Origin of the sequence: Bacillus sanguinis (assembly GCF_018332475.1) — a bacterium.
Lineage (GTDB): Bacteria > Bacillota > Bacilli > Bacillales > Bacillaceae_G > Bacillus_A > Bacillus_A sanguinis.
Map to the genome: position 1 here is coordinate 17,488 of NZ_BOQB01000070.1, position 18,376 is coordinate 35,863.

Sequence of the window (18,376 nt, forward strand, 5' to 3'; positions counted from 1 at the left end):
TTGTAGTGGTTTTTTATTAAGAACAAAATAGGGTGATTTTTATGTGTTAAAAACTGGATAAAAAATGTATATTAATTCCTTTTCTTCGTACGATATATAGTTGTTAGCTCATTTTAAAATGTTAATAGATAGCAGCAAATAATGAACGGAAAACTTTAGTGTGAGCCTTACAAAAATGTAATAAAAATGTAAGCTATTGTGATAGTTATTTCGACAATTTTTTTATACAATAATAGTAAGAAGTTGTACGTGATTGAAAGGAGAGATGACATGGAATGGGTTCATGAATTATTTCAGCAGTACGGGTACTATGTTGTACTTGTTGGTTTGCTGTTAGAATATATTGCACTTCCGTTTCCGGGAGAGCCAACGTTAGCATATGCAGGATTTTTAGCACAGAAAGGCGATTTAAGTTTACCGATTTTAATTATCCTATCCTTTATTGGGACAAGTGTAGGAATGACAATTCAATACTTTTTAGGCAATAAATTGGGTATGCCCTTTATTCAAAAGTATGGAAAATACGTATTTTTAACACAAAGAAAAATCGACTTAACAAGAATGTGGTTTGATAAGTATGGATACTTCCTGATTTTTATCGGTTTCTTTATTCCTGGTGTACGTCATTTTACAGGATATTTTGCAGGGATTATTAACTTACCATTCCGCCGCTTTGCGATTACAATTTACTCAGGTGCTCTATTTTGGGTATCATTCTTCCTAATCGGGGGTTACTGGTTAGGTGGTAACTTACATGATATTTTTGGAGTGCTAGAAGGTCACATCGGTAAAATCATTTTTGGGGTGATTGCAATTGTAGCAATTACATTAGGAGTTCGTTTCCGCAAACAGTTAAAACGAGTATTATTACAAAACGCAAGTTAATATGGAATCCATTCTATGTCAGAATTTAGGAAGGCAGTGCAAATGCACTGCCTTTTTTATTTTATGTTCAAGTCTATTTGAATAAGTTTTTGTTTACCTGTTTAAAATTCCATAGATTATTTTGTCAATTATTAACGTCAAAATGACAATTATAATTGACAAAAATAAGGATATTATTTACAATTTTAATTAAATAAATGAAAAAGAGGGAAGACATGAAGCTTCAAAATCGAGTGAGGGAATTGCGAGCAAAGCATCGTTTATCACAAGGGGATTTAGGGAAAGCGATTGGATCATCAAGGCAAACGATTAGTTTAATTGAGCGCGGGGATTATGCACCATCTATCGTATTGTCGCTAAAAATCGCACACATTTTCAATGTACCGGTGGAGGAAATATTTATGTTAGTGGAGGGGGAAGAGGATGATGAAGAGTAAACGAAAAAAACAATTTGATTTTGTGGGGAAAATATCATTAAGCATGATGGGTGGCTTTTTAACAACGTATGTAGCTTTAAATTTACTCTCGGATGAACCGAGAAAATTATCATCTAATACATTTATAGGTGTATGTACTATTTTTGGAATCTTAATGATGTATTACACTTGGAAGAATACACGTATGTTAGCGGAGGCACGCGATGAGGAAGAGAGCGTACAAGGCAGAAAATTAGGCATTATAAGTATATATTTACGTGTAGGTGATATAGTTACGCAGGCATGGTTTGTATATGCGGTTATTGCATGTAGACGTGCACTGTTACAGGATACAAATGTTTCATTTGCAGTGTGGAATTTAGTAGCTTCTATTGTTTGTTTAACCACTGTAGTGATTAGCGGGCTCATAACAAAAAATCGTTATAATAAGCTATATCCTGAACAAGGGGTAACATATATGGAATCTATGAAAATGTGGACGAAAAACGCAGATGAAGGATTAAAGCACATTGTGCATGAGGCTGGATATAAAGCGTATGAATTTACGAATACAATATTGGCATATGTATGGTGGGCTGCCGTTATATATACAGCGGCTAGTGATATCGATTTTGTATTAATTGGTTTAATCTCAATTATTTGGATATTGCATCTTGGAAAATTCATGTACGAAATGCAGAGAAAAATGATTTATTAAGGGGAGAAAAAGGTGGATATTTTAAGAAGGCCAGCTGGTTCTATGACGGTGGCGTTAGTTTTGTCCATTTTATACGGAGTAATCCGAACTGAGAAATTAGAAGTAATGTTGGATATATGGGCATTATTTGGAATCTTTTTATTAGTGCTAGCTATTCATGAGCTAGGACATGTAGTATTTGGTTTAATAGGTGGTTTGAATTTTAAATTCATGACAGTAGGGCCGATTACTTTTCAAAAAGAGAAGGGGAAAGTACGCATTCGAGAAAATAAATTGTGGATGTACTTTGGAGGCGTGGCGATGTTAGTGCCTCCTTCTATAGAGACACCGAACCTTTCAAAAAAATGGGCGTGGATGACTTTAGGTGGACCGATTACAAGTTTACTATTTGGTATTACTTTCGGTTACATATACATGGTGAGTTATTATCAATATCTTTTATATTTTTCCGTTTTACACTTTGTCATTTTTGTAGCTACAATCGTACCGATAAAAGGAACGTTTTTGAGTGATGGTATGCAATTTCTCATTTTAATTAAAGATGATGAAAAGGCGAAGCAGCATTTATATAATATTCAAGTATCAAGTGAGTTATTTAGTTATAAAAGGCCGAAAGATTGGGATAAGAGATTAATAGAACTTAGTGAGGGGAAATTAAAAGAAGATAAAAGTATAAGAGATATAATGAGCGGACTTATGCTCGTTTTTTATGCCAGAGCCGATCAAGAAGGAATGGAAAGAGCGATACCATATATAGAACCAATTGTTCAACTACCTGTAACAAAAGAAAATAAATATTTCGTTAGTAGTTTTCATAGTTGGCATCTTTTATATAAAGCTCTTTATCAAATGGATAGTTTTTCTCTGCAAGAAGCGAAGCAACATGGGAAGGCTATTACAAAAATAGACTTACATGGGTATTATCGTACACAAGGAATTGTGAAATATGTAGAGGGCGATATGGAAGCTTCCAACGTTTATATGAGGAAAGCGGATAAAGAATTGAAGAGCGCTGAGAATAGTGAAATGGGATATTTACAATTAGAGAGAGACTGGTTTGAGCAGCTGAAAGAGAGGGTATCTTACGATGGGTGAGGTATCCTCTTTTTTCTATGTCGTTTTATGCCGTTCCATAAAAAGTCTGGGGCGAGTAAAATGAGATAAGAAGAGCAAAGCTTGGAGGAAGTAAATATGGAAATTTTATCGATTATTTTGATAGTCTTGCTCATTTATGTTGTTTTTAAAGTGGCATATGTAGCATTAAAAATACTCGCGATCTTATTAATTATCTTTTTAATCGTAGAGTTCGGCAGTAAATTGCTTGGGGGATAGGATATGTTGTACGGTTTGAGTGTCGAACCGTTGATATAATGAAAAAATCGTTGATATAAGTGGAGAAATCGCCGATATATTTGAAAAATCGTTGATATATTTTAGTGAATACTAAGTGGGGTATGTGGAAAAGAAGTTGCCGTGAAGGTAGCTTCTTTTTATTTTGATGATGGGTATGCAGGAAAGAATAACAAACAAAAAAAGCTGGAAGAACATCTTCCAGCTTACGAGTTACTTTCAATTTGGCGACCGTTTTCTTCTTCATTGTCTTGTAAAAGGTTGAATACGTCTGCTAGGCAGAATGCAATGAACCAAGTCCATAGACCGTGGAAGAAAGCTGAGCTTAATTGAAGTGGTAATGTATAGTTAGTCATTGAGTAGGAAATACATCCGCCAACGATTCCGATCATTGTTAATAACATTGTTTTTTGTGCATTTTCTTCTGGATTGAAGAGGAAGAAAATGTATCCGCCTAAAATTGAAGCGCTTACAAGTGTTTCGATTCCATTAAAAATGATATTCTCTCCAAGCTGAGTGTTTGTCCAGAAGCAGATTGTTCCGCCGATAATAGCAAACAGGACAGCTATTGTATATCGTATATATTGATTCATATGTTCATCTCCCTATGTAATAAGATGATTTGGAAGTCAAAAAGGTAGGTATAGTATATTGAAGTGAATTTTAGTTGTACGTATCTTTTTATAAAAAGATCAGTGAAGAATAACTAAGATGATCGGCTTTTAAACCGTTACGTGTATGGTGTCTGAAATATACCCGACTGCTCGTTTCTTTTTGCTTGTAAAATAAGAGAAACTTCCAAGTCTATATACTCTTTTTTTGTGAGTCTGTTTTCATTATAACACATTTAGGGCCACAATAATAGAATTATCTGATTTTGTAATAAGTGTAAAAAATAAAAATCGCAAGGCAATACCATTAATGGTGCAGTTTAGTGGAAGAAGGATTTTAATATATTATGATGAAATATGTAATCAAGGTGAGATCTAAGAAAGAGGCTTACATACTATAAAAAATGTTTTGTAGCATGAATGTAAGGGAGGAGAGCTAACTTGGAGATTACAACAGAAAGATTAATAATTAGACCTTTTAAGAGTACTGATTTACAGGATGTATTTGCTATTTATAATAATGATGATACTTGTAAGTTTCTATTACATAATAAGTGGACTCATGAAGACATGCAGGAGAGATTTAATAAGAAGCTAGCAAACAATGTACTTACTAAAGAATCAATATTAAGTTTGGCAGTTATATACAAGACTAAAGTAGTTGGTGATTTATCCGTATGGTATACAAATATGAAAGACACTGTTGAGATTGGTTATAGTTTTTCAAATGAAGTAGCTGGGAGAGGTTTGGCAACAGAAGCAGTAAGTAGTTTGGTATTTAAATTATTTAATGAATGTAATGTACATCGTATACAAGCTAATCTTGATGCACGTAATACAGCTTCACAAAAATTGTGTGAACGAATAGGTATGAGAAAGGAAGCTCATTTCATACAAGATTATTGGAATAAAAATGAATGGACAGATAGTTTTGTATATGGAATGCTATCCTCCGATTTGTAGTAATAAACTTAGTGATTTTATTATGCTAAAGGGTGCGTTAGTTGAATAACAAAAGGCATAACATATAATATGTTATGCCTTTAATGTATTAACCTTTTTTATCCCGCTTTAATGGGCAGTAAGACCCCCACCTCAAAATTCAGCGAAAGCAAAGAAGTTAGGTGGGGGATCAACTGCCCGTAAAAGTCCGATTGGTTCAACTAATAATCAGTGGGGATGAAGAAAACCCCCACTGATTAAAGTTTCACTTTATATGCGTTTGAAACGGCCGACAATTTCAACTGTTTCAGTAATGTTCATGAATGCTTTGTTATCCACTTGACGAATAATACGTTTCATTTCGCCTAACTCATATCGAGTCACGACAGTGTAAATCATTTTTTTCTTATGGTTTGTATAGCCGCCGACAGCATCTACCATTGTCACCCCGCGTATGCCGTGATGTAATAGTGCGCTTTTTATTTCCTCGCCTTTTTCTGTAACGGTCATTATCGTTAATTTAATATGTTTCGTATGCACAGCATCGATCACTTTGCTGACTACAAACCGGCTAATTAACGTATAAAGCGTAATATCCCATCCGAAAATAAATCCTGCTGCAACAAGTAAGATCAAGTTGAATCCAAAGATGATTGCTCCAATAGAAATATCTCGATGTTTCGCTACAATCAATCCAACAACATCAAAACCGCCTGTTGAAGAAGCAAATCGGAATATGATTCCGGAAGCTGCTCCGCAGATTACACCGCCGAATACAGAAGACAGTAAAATATCGTCTGAAACTTGGTGGACAGGGATAATGTTCATCGCTAACGATGATACAGCTACAAAGTACGCTGTTAAAAAGGTTGTCTTCTTGCCTAAGTAAAAGTGACTTAAAATAAGAAGAGGAATGTTTAGTAAAAAGATAAGTGCACCGATATTGTAGTGCATTAAATAACCGATAATCATCCCTACACCAGCGAATCCACCGCTAATCATGTTATGCGGGATAAAGAACATATTCATAGAAATTGCATACAAAATAGAAGCTACGAAAATAACAACCAACTGTATGATAAATTCTAAGTGAAATGTTTTAGCTGCTGGGAAGGATAAAAAGGCGGTGTCGGGAACGTAATCGGCGTCTCCTAGTTGACCCATAGTATGTTTCATCTCCATATTCATTTTTGATTACAAGAAGAGAATAAAGGTTTTTTCAAAAACTGGCAATAGTTTTATTATAATGCAAAAATTTTATAAATTTCTAATAAATCAAGCCTATTCATTGATGTGTGTGAATATACTAAAGAAAGCGAATACAACGTTTCTTAATTATTGTTTTCTTGAGAAAATATGCAAAATACTTTTTTTGACGATAAAAGGAAATAGAGAATGTTTGCCGAATGTGCTAAAATGACCTTATTAAGGATGTGAAGCGATGGAATTTTTATTGCAGGATGCAATTCTATATATATCGTTTGTAACGACAGCGCTTTGTTTATTAGAAGTTTTCTTCCTTGCTAACATTTCTCGCTTTGTGCGTCAGCAAGCATCAAGCGGTAGACAAAGGGCTTTTGCGTTAGTTGATACGTGTGAAGATAGTGCGAGGAATGTACCGCTATTTTCAATTTTTTATAAATATGGAATGATTCGTTCTGTACGCAGACAAGAATCAAGTGAAGAGAATGATGAGGTCGGTCCGTATACACCAATGTTTCGCTAAATAATTACGAAACATTGGAGGAATGAACATGTTAAAATCATACCGAGCTGTGCTCGTTAGTTTATCATTATTACTTGTTTTTGTTTTATCTGGTTGCAGTAATGCAGCCCCAATTGATGCACATAGTACAGGAATTTGGGATCATTATTTTGTATATCCAATCTCGTTTATGATTCAATTTGTTGCTCATCATATACCGGGAGCTAGCTTTGGGATTGCTATCATTATTATGACGCTCGTTATTCGTTCAGCAATGATTCCATTAGCTGTTTCGCAATATCGTAGCCAAGCGAAAATGAAAAAAATGCAACCTGAATTACAGAAGCTAAAGAAAAAACACGGTGATGTAAGTAAAGATCTAGAAAAACAAAAGCAGTATCAAAAAGAAATGTCAGAACTAATGAAATCAGGCGGTTGGAATCCACTTGCTGGTTGCTGGCCACTATTAATACAAATGCCGATTTTCTCTGCTTTGTATTATGCGATTAGCCGAACAGAAGAGATTCGCACATCTTCGTTTTTATGGGTGAACTTAGGACATGCAGATCCTTATCATATATTACCGATTATTGCAGCGTTAACGACATTTATTCAGATGAAAGTTTTCCAATCGAATAGTACGCCTGGAGAACAAGTACAAATGCTAAAGATGCAGCAAATTATGATGCCGGCAATGATTCTATTTATGGGATTTGCGGCGCCATCAGGACTAGTGTTGTACTGGATAACAGGTAACTTATTTACAATGATGCAAACAATCGTATCAAGAAAAATAATGGAACGTGAAGAGTTACAATTACAAAAGGCTTAGAAAAACACCGCTCGAGATGAGCGGTGTTTTTTTGTTAAGTCGTTAAGGAAATGTTAAGAAACCAACATTACGATAGGCATTGTATACGAAAGTGTACATGTATTAGAAATATGAAGGAGGAAATTTCCTATGAAGAAGAAAACAGTTGGGTATTTAGCGATTGCAGGTGCTTTATCATTCGGAATCATTGGAGGAGTCGGTATTCCGGCATTCGCAGCAACGAATACTCCAGCAGCTGAGCAGTCTACAAAAACGGCGAAAAAAGATTTAGATGACGCTACAAAACAAAAAGTAAAAACGATTATGGGCGATACAAAGAAACAGTTGGAGGAGCTAGGTGTAAAACTTCCAGAGAAAGAAAAACGTAAAGACATGTTTGCAGGATTAGATGATCAAACGAAAGAAAAAGCGAAGTCGATTTTAGAGCAAGAAAAGTCGGGTAAATTAACACGTGAACAAGCAAAAGAAGAATTAACGAAACTAGGCGTGAAGCTCCCGGAAAAGGGTAAGCATGGAGACATGTTTGCAGGGCTAGATGAAGCAACAAAAGAAAAAGCGAAATCAATTGTAGAGCAAGAGAAATCCGGAAAATTAACACGTGAACAAGCAAAAGAGGAATTAACAAAGTTAGGCGTGAAAATGCCGGAGGGTAAGCGTAAAGATATGCTTGCTGACTTAGATGAAGCAACGAAGGAAAAAGTGAAGTCAATTTTTGAACAAGAAAAATCTGGAAAGTTAACACATGAGCAAGCAAAAGAAGAATTAACAAAACTAGGTGTGAAACTTCCAGAGAAAGAGAAACATGAAGACATCTTTGCGGGATTAGATGAGGCAACAAAAACAAAAGCAAAAGCGATTTTAGAGAATGAAAAGAAACAATTAGAGGCGTTGAATGTGGATCTTCCGCATCATAAAGTGAAACTTTAATCAGTGGTGCATTTCCACTGATTATTAGCCCTCACCAATCGGGCTTTTACGGACAGTTAATCTTCCAACTTCATCCCTGTATTCGCTGTAGTTTAAGGTGGAAGTTTTACTGCCCGTTAATGCGGGGCAAGTTTTTTATGAAAAAAGATGAGAAATAATTGAGTGAAGTCGTATGTTTCGTGTGGGCAACCGGAAGGTACGTATGTGAGGAGACTTTCTTTTAGAAAGTCTCCTCTTACTTATTGTCGTTTTTTGTTAGTAAATCGATATATTTTGAAAATCGCTGATATAATTTTTTACTGCTACACTGTTCCAAAGATACTAGGGAATTAGAGAAGTGCCGTAACTTCTGTTATAATATAAGAAGAGGAATATTTCATATGTTATATAAAAAAATGTATTGATTTTTTCTAACAATTCAATATAATGAACAATAACTACAAAATTCGACATCAAGAAGTGATGATGAGGACATGATCAATTTTTTACGATTCTCAGAGAGGGAGGCCTTTGGCTGTGAGCTTCCTAATACGGAAAAATGGATTACCACCTCTGAACTGCAGCAGTGAACGGATACCTAGTAATTGCTTGCCGGCAAAAACCGTTATTTAGACTTGAGAAATTGGTGAAGTGTGTTACTTTACGAATTGAAACAAGGGTGGAACCACGAATATAACACTCGTCCCTTTTTTAGGGAGGAGTGTTTTTTTATTTCATTTTTGCATCACACTAGAATTGGAAGGAGGATACGCAGCATGCATCATGATGAGAAGAACAAAATTGGTTTAACGGTAGCACTTTCTATCGTAGTAGGAACGATTATTGGATCTGGTGTGTTTATGAAACCAGGGAGCGTATTAGATTACTCAGGGAGTTCTAATATGGCCATTCTTGCTTGGGTAATTGGTGGTCTGTTGACGCTAGCAAGTGGTTTAACAGTAGCTGAAATTGGAGCGCAAATCCCGAAAAATGGTGGGTTGTATACGTATTTAGAGGAGATTTACGGAAGTTTTTGGGGATATTTATCAGGCTGGATGCAAACGATTGTTTATGGACCAGCTATTATTGGAACATTAGGATTGTACTTTAGTTCTTTAATGATTAACTTCTTCTATTTAGATAAAGTATGGAATTTACCAATTGCCATTGGAACAGTTGTGTTCCTTGGCGTTGTAAATAGTATGGGAACAAAATACGGAGGTATCGTCCAAACAGTTACGACAATCGGGAAAATGATTCCTATCGTATTAATCGTCGTGCTAGGTTTTTGGAAAGGAAATAGCGATATCTTTAATGTAGTTGTACCGATATCGGAAAATCAAAGTATCGGGATGGCAATTTTAGCAACGTTATTTGCTTATGACGGCTGGATTCTACTTGCTTCGATTGGCGGAGAAATGAAGAATCCAACAAAGTTATTACCGAAAGCCATGACAGTTGGGATTTTAATTGTAACAGCTGCTTACGTACTAATTAACTTAGCGTTATTAAATGTATTACCAGCAACGCAAATTGTTGACCTTGGAGAAAATGCAACAGCGACAGCTGCGGGCATGCTACTTGGAGAATATGGCGGGAAAATTATTAGTATCGGTATTATCGTTTCTATTTTCGGTTGTTTAAATGGAAAGATTTTAACGTTCCCACGTATCCCGATGTCGATGGCAGAGCGTGGACAACTTCCATTTGCTAAGTTTATTGCAAAGGAAAGTCCAAGATTTAAAACACCAGCAAATGCAATTACTGTTGAAATCATTTTAGGAATTATTTTAATGATTATTAGTGATCCGAATAAGCTATCTGAGATTTCCGTATTCATTATTTATATTTTCTACGTAATGACGTTTATTGGTGTCTTCATTTTAAGAAAACGTAATAAGAATAAAGAGCGTGCATACAGTGTACCGTTATTCCCAATCGTACCAATCGTTGCGATTTTAGGTTCGCTCTTTGTAATTGGTAGTGCAATTATCAATGATCCGGTAAGTTGTTTCTTATCAATTGGAATTGTCTTTACTGGACTGCCGGTATATTGGTATTTAAATAAGAAGAATAAAACTGAAGTGTCATGATTGAAGGGTAGGCGTATAATACGCCTACCTTTTTTACTGTAAAAAAATTGTACTTGTGTTCAATTTCTATTTTGGTTACTATAGTCGTAGTAACCAAAATAGAAAGCGTGGGGAAAGACTTGAATTTTCGTGTGTATATTTTAGCTATCGCGGCTTTTGTAGTCGGAACGGTTGAGCTAATTATAGGAGGAACGCTCGATTTAGTTGCCAATGATTTAGGAGTATCTATTAGTGCAGCTGGTCAGCTTATAACAATATTTTCAGTAGTATTTGCTTTATCAGGTCCGGTTTTATTAGCGTTAACAGGGAAGTTTGAAAGAAAGAAATTGTATATTGGGGCATTATCAATTTTCTTAATCGGAAATATTATTTCGGCATTTAGTGTGAATTACGGGATGTTAATGTTCTCAAGGGTTGTTTGTGCGGCGAGTGGTTCGCTTATTATTGCACTGTCAGTAACACTTGCTTCTAGCGTTGTAGAACCGCATTTTCGTGCGCGTGCAATTGGAATCATTTTTATGGGGATTAGTGGATCGCTTGTACTTGGAGTACCACTCGGCCTTGTACTCGGAAATGCATATGGATGGCGTGCACCATTTGTACTTATTTCGATCTTAACAGTGATGGCAATCGCATGTATTTCATTATTCTTAACGAAAGTACCACCGACATCAGTGTTATCGATAAGAGAGCAAATTGCTACGTTAAAAGATAAAAAAATTGTCAGTGCACAGTTAACATCATTCTTATTTTTAACGGGTCATTTAACATTATATGCATATTTAACACCATTTTTAAAAGATGTGATGCACGTGGAAGCGAATTGGATTAGTGTATTTTACTTCATTTTCGGAATTGCAGCGGTACTTGGAGGCGGCCTTGGGGGCTTGCTTGCTGATAAATGGGGATCGAAGAAAAGTATTATTTCCATCATTATCGTATTTGCGTGTGTAATCTTCCTATTGCCAATGATGACATTCTCATTCCCACTGTTCATTATTATGATGGGACTTTGGAGTATGCTGAGCTGGGCTATTTCGCCAGCACAACAAAATTATTTAATTGAAATTGCACCAGAATCAGCTGGTATTCAGCAAAGTTTAAATAACTCTGCACTTCACTTAGGAATTGCGCTCGGTTCAACAGTAGGGGGAGTTGTTATTGAGAAATCATCTGTTATATATAATGCTTGGGTGGGTGGCGGCTTTATTATATTAGCACTGCTTTGTGCGATTTTCTCGATTACGAGAGGACGTTCTGCTCAGTTAGCAAAGGAAGAATCTATCGTTTGATAGGTTCTTTTTTTGTTTGTAAAATTTTGCAGGTTTTAGTAGAAAGGTGGAGAATTTGTATGTAGCGAGGTGATGGGTAAATGATGTTTAATTTCTCGATATTCGGTATAATACTTGCACTATTGCCGATAGTTGCAGTTGTTTTTGTATTAGGATGGATTCGTGTCATCTATCAAAATTCCGAGAAACAAGTGGAGCAAAATGAGAAAATTATTGAGCTGTTGATGGAGATAAAAGAAAAAGATAAGTAACATGTATTCGTTTGAAATTTGTTTCTCGTAAGTAAAAAAGGCACTTATAAAGTGCCTTTTTATTATTTTTTAAAATTTTAAATATGTAACATTCATTTGTCAATAGTAGCAGGAGAACAAACAATTGTAATGTTGCTTATTACTTTGAAACTTTCTCAACAATTCGACAAGATACTACAAAAAAACCACCTATTCTCTTGTTTTCACTATAAGTACAATGAAACAGTAAGATTGCTTCATGTAGAAATTTATATATGGTGGTGGAGAGAATGAAACGAAAGATGGTAGGAAAATGGTTTAGTTTTTTAAGTGCTCTTATTATTTTATTAGGAATTGCAATGCCACAAGTAAAGGCAGAAGTAATGAACAAAGAAACATATAAGATGGATTGGAGCTATAGTAATTCGAAACAGCGTGAAATAAAGACCGAAATAATTAAAACGGCTGCGGGTAGTATTGCTTATTGTTTAACGCCTGATTTACGTTCACCCAATGGGGATGATTTGCCTGAGATGGGGAAAACATCTGATGCCGTATATCGTATTTTATTAAATGGATATCCTCAAAAAAGTCCATCTGAATTAGGTGTAGCGACAACGGAAGAAGCGCATTATGCTACACAATTAGCAGTATGGATTGCAGCGAATGAATTAACGGAAGAAGATTTAGTTGCAAAAAATGAACGTGTACATAATCTTATGAAACGTCTAGTAGAGGGTTCAAAAAAAGAAACTGGATCACAAGATGTATTTTTTAAAGTTAATCCTGTAGATCCACAAACTGCTACACAAAAAGGTGATTATTTAGAAACAGGATTTTATGCAGTACAAACAAATGCGGTTTCTGGCTCTTATACAATTGTTCCTGAAGGTGCTCCTAAAGGGATTCGAATTGTAAATGAACAAGGGGAAGAGAAAACTACATTATCAATTAACGAAAAATTCAAAATATCAATCCCGAAAGATACGAGTAGTGGTAATTTTAAAATGAAAGTAAAGTCTACTTTAACAAGTTTACAAGCAATAGCTTTTAAAGGATCAGAAAAGGTTCAAAATACAACTGTATTGTTACAAAGAAATAGTGAGAAAATCAGTACAGATTTAGTTGTAAATTGGGAATCAGTAGGCTCTTTAAAGATTATGAAATTAGGAGAAAAAAAGGAATTATTAAAAGGGGCGGTGTTTGAAGTTTCTAATGAAAACTTTAAACAAAATGTTACGACTAATGATAAGGGGATTGCGGAGTTAGGTAATCTTCCAATCGGTATATATAGCGTCAAAGAAATTCAAGCGCCAGCTGGATATGTGTTAGATGGAAGTGTTAAAAAAATTGAAGTGAAAACTGGTGAAACTGCTGTATTAGAGTTGAAAAATGAAAATGTAAAAGGTGAGTTAGAAATAACGAAAGTAGATATAGCGGATGGGAATACGAAACTGCCGAATGCAGAATTTACAATCTACAATGAACAAGGAAAAGAAGTAGTAAAAGGGAAAACGGATGAAAAAGGTGTAGTGAAATTCAAACTACCATACGGAAAATACACGTATAAAGAAACGATAGCGCCGAATGGATATGTAATAAATGAAGAGACGTTCGCATTTGAAATAAAAGAGAATGGAGAAATTATTAAACATATCGTTCAAGATAAGAAAGTAGAAGGTGAATTAGAAATAACAAAAGTAGATGTAGCGGATGGGAATACGAAACTGCCAAATGCAGAGTTTACAATCTACAATGAACAAGAGAAAGAAGTAGTAAAAGGAAAAACAAATGAGCAAGGTATAGCGAAATTTAAACTACCATACGGAAAATACACGTATAAAGAAACGATAGCGCCGAATGGATATGTAATAAATGAAGAGACATTCGCATTTGAAATAAAAGAGAATGGAGAAATTATTAAACATATTGTTCAAGATAAGAAAGTAGAAGGTGAATTAGAAATAACAAAAGTAGATGTAGCGGATGGGAATACAAAATTACCGAATGCAGAATTTACAATCTACAACGAACAAGGAAAAGAAGTAGTAAAAGGAAAAACAAATGAGCAAGGTATAGCGAAATTCAAACTACCATACGGGAAATACACGTATAGAGAAACAATAGCACCAAATGGATATGTAATAAATGAAGAGACATTCGCATTTGAGATAAAAGAGGATGGAGAAATTATTAAACATATTGTTCAAGATAAGAAAGTAGAAGGTGAATTAGAAATAACAAAAGTAGATGTAGCGGATGGGAATACAAAATTACCGAATGCAGAATTTACAATCTACAATGAACAAGGAAAAGAAGTAGTAAAAGGAAAAACAAATGAGCAAGGTATAGCGAAATTCAAACTACCATACGGAAAATACACGTATAAAGAAACAATAGCGCCGAATGGATATGTAATAAATGAAGAGACATTCGCATTTGAAATAAAAGAGAATGGAGAAATTATTAAACATATTGTAAAAAATAAGAAAGAAGAAAAGGCATCGATTCCTTCTAAGCCAAATAAGCCAACACCGAATGGAGAAGTGAAACCTTCGGCTGATGTGAAGCCAATGCAACAACCTAATACTCATAATGAAGTGCGATTACCAGCTACTGGCGGCGTTGGCAATGAATTTACGGCTTTATTCGTTTTAGGAATTGGTTTTATTATTGCTGGTGCGTATGTGTTAAGGATGAAAAATAGAAAAGAAATGTAGAAAAAAACGCCTTGTAATAGAGGCGTTTTTTTAGTATCTCAACTTCATTAACAAACTCTTAATTTCCTCATCTTCCATAAAGAGGTCATGGTGTTTCTGGGTAATCTTTGCAAGTGCAACGTCATGATAGAAAAATTCTGTAAAGAACTTCACGAAAGGTTGTGACATTGTTTTCATTGCTTGCCATGACTCTTGCTCTACACCAGCAAATAAAATTTCGCGGTCGTCAACGATGAGCAGTAAGTATCGCTCTAACGCGTTAGGCTCTTCGGCTGGAATTAGGAAATGCATGTTTTCTAAGTCTGTTTCGACTTTTCCAACTATAAGGGATTCGATTTTGACGCCTTGTTTTGCTTTTTCTTCTAATAACGGAAGATATTCTAAAAGAGTATCGTTCCAAGCTGAAATGCGAATCGATTCTTTTGCACTTTCGATGAGCTCTTTACTTTGAACGCGAATAGAAGATTGCATTTTTAAGCTCCAGACACGGTCATCTGTAAATGATTTTTTCGATATAGTTGTCTCTAATTCTTTAATATTGGATTGAAATTCTGTCGTTAATTTTTCAATTGCTAGCTTGAGTGGTAATGCTGTATACATCTTTTTCTTCTCTGAAACGGAATCCATTACCATTCCTTTATCGATTAGGCGTGCAAGCACTTCATATATTTTGGCTTTTGGAACGCCAGAATGCTTCACAATCGTTGTAGCATCTAATGGTTCGTTGCTTGATACGACAACTTCGTAAGCTTGGCTTTCATATTGTGAGAAACCGAATTTTTGTAACATAGTTCCCTCCGAACGAATGAGATTATATTTTAAGGATAATGAACTATTTGTTTTTGCACAAGTGGTAGTCAGTTTTCTAATTGTATTAAGGTGAGAATTAATTTCAATTTTTTAATTTTATCCATTATACTTAATATAGTGATTAATATAATTAAATTACAACGAGAAGGGGATGCTTGGGGGAAGATGTTAAGAAGTTTACGTTTAAAAATTGCGGTAGTATTTTCGGTACTTATTTCTATGATGTTCGTAATATTAGGTACAGCTATGTATCAATTACAGAAAGAGAAGGAAGTGCGCTCCTTAGACCAGTATTCTCAAAATACGATGGATCTTGTGACAGAACAGTTAACTGCATTTATGCAGCGAATTGAAGAAGATATGGGGCATTATGGAAGTCATGATGATATTCAAAACATGCTACAAGATGGAGTTACTCCAGAAGAAGAGAGCTTTATTTTAAAAGAGTTTTCAAGATTTAAAAAGAACCATCCTGATATTTTAGATGTATACATTGGGACAAAAGATAAAAAAACGTTGAGCGCAAATCTCGCTGACGGAGGAAAAGTACCTGAAGGGTATGATCCAACAAGTCGTCCATGGTATAAAGCATCGGAATCTGATACGAAATCGATTATTTGGGGACAACCACAATATGAAATCGCGACAGGTAAGTTAAGCATTGGAGTGTCAAAAGCAATTGTCGGACAAGATGGATCTGTATTAGGGGTAGTAGCAATGGATGTATCATTAGGAACAATTCAAAAGCTACTCCACAATATTCAATATAATAACGGCGGAGAAATGTTTATCGTAAATGATAAAAATATTGCCATTGTATACCCAGAGAAAGTAGGAAAAGATGTTTCAAAGGAACCACTTTTAAAAAGCTTGAATAAAGATGAAACAAAATTTGCGGTGACGACATTAGGCGGGAAAGATGTAGTAGCCTATAGTCAACTGTTTGATAAGATGAAATGGAAAATTGGGATTGTTTATCCGAAAGAAACGATTGATGGGCTATTAAATAGTACGAGAAATACAGTCCTTATAATGGCATGTATTAGCTTATTAGTTGGAATCATAGCTTCATACTTGTTCTCAAGAAGATTAGCAAGACCGTTGCAACTATTAACGAATCACGTTCAAAAAGTAGCAGAAGGCGATTTAACGTTGCAAATGAAAGTGACAAGTAAGGATGAAGTTGGAGAGCTGACGAACCATTTTAATCATATGGTTGAGCAAATGAATGAAATGGTAAGCAAAATTAAAAATAGTGTATCCACAGTGCAACAATCAACGAATAATCTACATTATTTAACAAATGAAACTGTAGCCGCTAGTAGAGAAGTTTCAGGTGCAATGGATGATGTGAGTGGAGGAGCGTCCACTCTTGCTAATAGTGTAGATGAAGTTTCAGAGCAGCTCGAGAATATGGCAGAGTCAGTGGAACAAATGAATCATTCGGTTGGTGAAATAAAAGGAGTGGCTGGCAAAGCTGAAGAGGCATCTAAGCAAGGATTACATACGATGCGTAATTTAGTTCGTACAAGGAGTCAATCATCTTCGATTGTTGTTCATACAGAGGAAGCATCCGGAAAGTTAGAGCAAAGAGTTGGATCGATTCAAAATGTTGTAGAGCTTATAAAAGGTATTTCGGATCAAACGAATTTACTTGCTTTAAATGCTTCAATCGAGGCGGCACGTGCGGGTGAACAAGGTAAAGGCTTTGCTGTTGTTGCGGAAGAAGTTCGGAAATTAGCGGAACAATCAAAAGAAGCAACAGTAGAAATTGCGACGATGATTGGTGATGTACAAGTAGAGGTAAGAAGAGTTGTAGAAGTTGTAAGTAAATTGAAAGATATTGCGGATATACAAAATAAAGTTACGACCGAGGCAGAAACGGAATTCCGTACCATTATGTCAGTTGTAAATACGATTAGTACGTCAGTGGAACAAATTGTAGCAGAGGTACATAACATCGGTCACGAGCAAGGAGAAATTACAGCGGTAATGCATACAATTGCCGGTACGAGTCAAGAAAGCGCAGCTGTTTCTGAAGAAGTAAATGCTGCAACTGAATCACAAGTGAATCATCTAGAAAAGGTAGCTCATACGATGGAAAGTTTGACGGAGCATATGAGAGACTTAGAAAGATTAGTTGAGCAGTTTAAAATAGAGGAATAACAAATTAGTAAAATGATGAGTATTTCGGTAAAATAGACAATGGATATATAAGAAGCAATTATAGGAGGAAGACTACTATGGCAATTGTTGACGTATCGATTATTCCAGTAGGAACTGGTAATCCAAGTGTTAGTGAATATGTAGCAGAAGTACAAAAGGTGTTAGAGAAAAATGCAGATCGCGTGAAATATCAATTAACACCAATGAATACAATTATTGAAGGAGATCTTCCTGTCATTCTAGAAGTCATTCAACAAATGCATGAAGTTCCATATACGAAAGGTGCGCAGCGCGTTGCGACAACAATTCGTATCGATGATCGTCGTGATAAAGTAAGCACAATGGAGAAGAAATTAAACTCTGTTCGATCAAAATTATAAAGAAAAGCAGCGATTTTCGCTGCTTTTTTCATATAGGAGGTAGATAAGATGAGTGAAAAGTTTAACGAACAATTTGACGGGTTGTTAGAGAAATACACGGAACTATTACTTGGAGAAAGCAATGAAGAGAGAAAAGAACAGGTGCAGAAGTGGGCACTGTATTCTTACATAGCTAAGACGATGCCGGCTTTAGTGAAACATTGGAATGAGACTTACCCTGATGCGAAAGAAGAGATGGTACAGTTAATTACAAATATTAAAAAGCTGAATGAAGAGAAGAGAAATGAAGGATAAAAAGAATAAAATGCACAACTTTTTCT

The 18,376-nt window shown here is 35.4% G+C and carries 19 protein-coding genes and 1 other annotated feature; of the genes, 16 read left to right on the forward strand and 3 right to left on the reverse strand.

From position 1 onward, the window contains the following. Positions 1-270: 270 nt before the first annotated feature. The 5 genes from KI369_RS09805 to KI369_RS09825 all read left to right on the forward strand — a co-directional run bounded on the left by KI369_RS09805 (position 271) and on the right by KI369_RS09825 (position 3,351). Positions 271-885, forward strand: coding sequence for a DedA family protein (locus tag KI369_RS09805; RefSeq protein WP_212955821.1), 615 nt, complete (start codon positions 271-273; stop codon positions 883-885). Between the two features lie 215 nt (positions 886-1,100). Continuing rightward, entirely contained in the window at positions 1,101-1,322 is a 222-nt protein-coding gene (locus tag KI369_RS09810; protein ID WP_016085663.1) for a helix-turn-helix transcriptional regulator, read from the forward strand. Continuing rightward, positions 1,312-2,019, forward strand: a complete 708-nt coding sequence (locus tag KI369_RS09815; RefSeq protein ID WP_212955822.1) for a DUF3169 family protein — start codon at positions 1,312-1,314, stop codon at positions 2,017-2,019. Before KI369_RS09810 ends, KI369_RS09815 begins: the two co-directional genes overlap by 11 nt. Before the next feature lie 42 nt (positions 2,020-2,061). Continuing rightward, positions 2,062-3,114: a M50 family metallopeptidase gene (locus KI369_RS09820; protein ID WP_212955834.1), complete on the forward strand. Its 1,053-nt coding sequence runs from the start codon at positions 2,062-2,064 to the stop codon at positions 3,112-3,114. Positions 3,115-3,210: 96 nt separating this feature from the next. Then, positions 3,211-3,351: a DUF3985 family protein gene (locus KI369_RS09825; protein ID WP_000404758.1), complete on the forward strand. Its 141-nt coding sequence runs from the start codon at positions 3,211-3,213 to the stop codon at positions 3,349-3,351. A 224-nt stretch (positions 3,352-3,575) separates the two neighbouring features. On the opposite strand, the gene KI369_RS09830 is transcribed toward KI369_RS09825, so the two are convergent. Beyond that, on the reverse strand, positions 3,576-3,962 hold the full coding sequence (locus KI369_RS09830) for a DUF3938 domain-containing protein (RefSeq protein ID WP_001077770.1): 387 nt from the start codon (positions 3,960-3,962) through the stop codon (positions 3,576-3,578). A gap of 459 nt (positions 3,963-4,421) precedes the next feature. Between KI369_RS09830 and KI369_RS09835 the strand changes: the two genes are divergently transcribed. Next, complete coding sequence (locus KI369_RS09835; RefSeq protein WP_212955823.1) at positions 4,422-4,943, forward strand: GNAT family N-acetyltransferase; 522 nt, start codon at positions 4,422-4,424, stop codon at positions 4,941-4,943. A gap of 249 nt (positions 4,944-5,192) precedes the next feature. On the opposite strand, the gene KI369_RS09840 is transcribed toward KI369_RS09835, so the two are convergent. Continuing rightward, positions 5,193-6,086, reverse strand: coding sequence for a YitT family protein (locus KI369_RS09840; RefSeq protein ID WP_000530035.1), 894 nt, complete (start codon positions 6,084-6,086; stop codon positions 5,193-5,195). Positions 6,087-6,363: 277 nt separating this feature from the next. On the opposite strand from KI369_RS09840, the gene KI369_RS09845 reads away from it, so the two are divergent. The 7 genes from KI369_RS09845 (at position 6,364) to KI369_RS09875 (ending at position 14,700) form a co-directional block, all read left to right on the forward strand. Continuing rightward, positions 6,364-6,648 (forward strand): hypothetical protein, encoded by a 285-nt coding sequence (locus KI369_RS09845; protein ID WP_144615228.1) that lies wholly within the window; start codon positions 6,364-6,366, stop codon positions 6,646-6,648. A 28-nt stretch (positions 6,649-6,676) separates the two neighbouring features. Beyond that, complete coding sequence (gene yidC / locus KI369_RS09850; protein ID WP_212955824.1) at positions 6,677-7,459, forward strand: membrane protein insertase YidC; 783 nt, start codon at positions 6,677-6,679, stop codon at positions 7,457-7,459. 129 nt (positions 7,460-7,588) lie between these two features. Next, complete coding sequence (locus KI369_RS09855; RefSeq protein WP_212955825.1) at positions 7,589-8,386, forward strand: hypothetical protein; 798 nt, start codon at positions 7,589-7,591, stop codon at positions 8,384-8,386. A 453-nt stretch (positions 8,387-8,839) separates the two neighbouring features. Beyond that, positions 8,840-9,076: a binding site (T-box leader), on the forward strand. Positions 9,077-9,141: 65 nt separating this feature from the next. Then, positions 9,142-10,458 carry an APC family permease gene (locus tag KI369_RS09860; protein WP_212955826.1) on the forward strand — a complete coding sequence of 439 codons (1,317 nt, stop codon included), beginning with the start codon at positions 9,142-9,144 and terminating at the stop codon, positions 10,456-10,458. 47 nt (positions 10,459-10,505) lie between these two features. Continuing rightward, on the forward strand, positions 10,506-11,750 hold the full coding sequence (locus tag KI369_RS09865; protein ID WP_438800499.1) for an MFS transporter: 1,245 nt from the start codon (positions 10,506-10,508) through the stop codon (positions 11,748-11,750). Between the two features lie 80 nt (positions 11,751-11,830). Next, positions 11,831-12,001 (forward strand): hypothetical protein, encoded by a 171-nt coding sequence (locus tag KI369_RS09870; RefSeq protein ID WP_212955828.1) that lies wholly within the window; start codon positions 11,831-11,833, stop codon positions 11,999-12,001. Positions 12,002-12,270: 269 nt separating this feature from the next. Continuing rightward, a complete protein-coding gene (locus tag KI369_RS09875; RefSeq protein ID WP_212955829.1) occupies positions 12,271-14,700 on the forward strand; it encodes a SpaA isopeptide-forming pilin-related protein in 2,430 nt (809 codons plus the stop codon). Between the two features lie 30 nt (positions 14,701-14,730). Here the strand turns inward: KI369_RS09875 and KI369_RS09880 are convergent, their stop codons facing one another. Further along, the gene (locus tag KI369_RS09880) at positions 14,731-15,489 is read right to left on the reverse strand and encodes a TrmB family transcriptional regulator (protein WP_212955830.1); all 759 of its coding nucleotides are present in this window, start codon (positions 15,487-15,489) and stop codon (positions 14,731-14,733) included. Between the two features lie 186 nt (positions 15,490-15,675). Here KI369_RS09880 and KI369_RS09885 point away from each other — a divergent pair, with 186 nt between their 5' ends. The 3 genes from KI369_RS09885 (at position 15,676) to KI369_RS09895 (ending at position 18,350) form a co-directional block, all read left to right on the forward strand. Then, positions 15,676-17,676: a methyl-accepting chemotaxis protein gene (locus tag KI369_RS09885; protein WP_212955831.1), complete on the forward strand. Its 2,001-nt coding sequence runs from the start codon at positions 15,676-15,678 to the stop codon at positions 17,674-17,676. A gap of 77 nt (positions 17,677-17,753) precedes the next feature. Beyond that, positions 17,754-18,056, forward strand: coding sequence for an MTH1187 family thiamine-binding protein (locus KI369_RS09890; protein ID WP_001018860.1), 303 nt, complete (start codon positions 17,754-17,756; stop codon positions 18,054-18,056). Positions 18,057-18,104: 48 nt separating this feature from the next. Then, positions 18,105-18,350 (forward strand): YusU family protein, encoded by a 246-nt coding sequence (locus KI369_RS09895; RefSeq protein WP_212955832.1) that lies wholly within the window; start codon positions 18,105-18,107, stop codon positions 18,348-18,350. The last annotated feature ends 26 nt before the right edge of the window (positions 18,351-18,376 follow it).

Excerpts from the sequence above, each read along its gene's own strand:
- KI369_RS09885 (WP_212955831.1), top strand. The coding sequence starts at position 15,676 with ATGTTAAGAAGTTTACGTTTAAAAATTGCGGTAGTATTTTCGGTACTT.
- KI369_RS09870 (WP_212955828.1), top strand. The coding sequence starts at position 11,831 with ATGATGTTTAATTTCTCGATATTCGGTATAATACTTGCACTATTGCCG.
- KI369_RS09825 (WP_000404758.1), top strand. The coding sequence starts at position 3,211 with ATGGAAATTTTATCGATTATTTTGATAGTCTTGCTCATTTATGTTGTT.
- KI369_RS09890 (WP_001018860.1), top strand. The coding sequence starts at position 17,754 with ATGGCAATTGTTGACGTATCGATTATTCCAGTAGGAACTGGTAATCCA.
- KI369_RS09895 (WP_212955832.1), top strand. The coding sequence starts at position 18,105 with ATGAGTGAAAAGTTTAACGAACAATTTGACGGGTTGTTAGAGAAATAC.
- KI369_RS09860 (WP_212955826.1), top strand. The coding sequence starts at position 9,142 with ATGCATCATGATGAGAAGAACAAAATTGGTTTAACGGTAGCACTTTCT.
- KI369_RS09875 (WP_212955829.1), top strand. The coding sequence starts at position 12,271 with ATGAAACGAAAGATGGTAGGAAAATGGTTTAGTTTTTTAAGTGCTCTT.
- KI369_RS09830 (WP_001077770.1), bottom strand. The coding sequence starts at position 3,962 with ATGAATCAATATATACGATATACAATAGCTGTCCTGTTTGCTATTATC.
- yidC (WP_212955824.1), top strand. The coding sequence starts at position 6,677 with ATGTTAAAATCATACCGAGCTGTGCTCGTTAGTTTATCATTATTACTT.
- KI369_RS09840 (WP_000530035.1), bottom strand. The coding sequence starts at position 6,086 with ATGGGTCAACTAGGAGACGCCGATTACGTTCCCGACACCGCCTTTTTA.
- KI369_RS09880 (WP_212955830.1), bottom strand. The coding sequence starts at position 15,489 with ATGTTACAAAAATTCGGTTTCTCACAATATGAAAGCCAAGCTTACGAA.
- KI369_RS09810 (WP_016085663.1), top strand. The coding sequence starts at position 1,101 with ATGAAGCTTCAAAATCGAGTGAGGGAATTGCGAGCAAAGCATCGTTTA.
- KI369_RS09815 (WP_212955822.1), top strand. The coding sequence starts at position 1,312 with ATGAAGAGTAAACGAAAAAAACAATTTGATTTTGTGGGGAAAATATCA.
- KI369_RS09855 (WP_212955825.1), top strand. The coding sequence starts at position 7,589 with ATGAAGAAGAAAACAGTTGGGTATTTAGCGATTGCAGGTGCTTTATCA.
- KI369_RS09820 (WP_212955834.1), top strand. The coding sequence starts at position 2,062 with ATGACGGTGGCGTTAGTTTTGTCCATTTTATACGGAGTAATCCGAACT.
- KI369_RS09805 (WP_212955821.1), top strand. The coding sequence starts at position 271 with ATGGAATGGGTTCATGAATTATTTCAGCAGTACGGGTACTATGTTGTA.
- KI369_RS09845 (WP_144615228.1), top strand. The coding sequence starts at position 6,364 with ATGGAATTTTTATTGCAGGATGCAATTCTATATATATCGTTTGTAACG.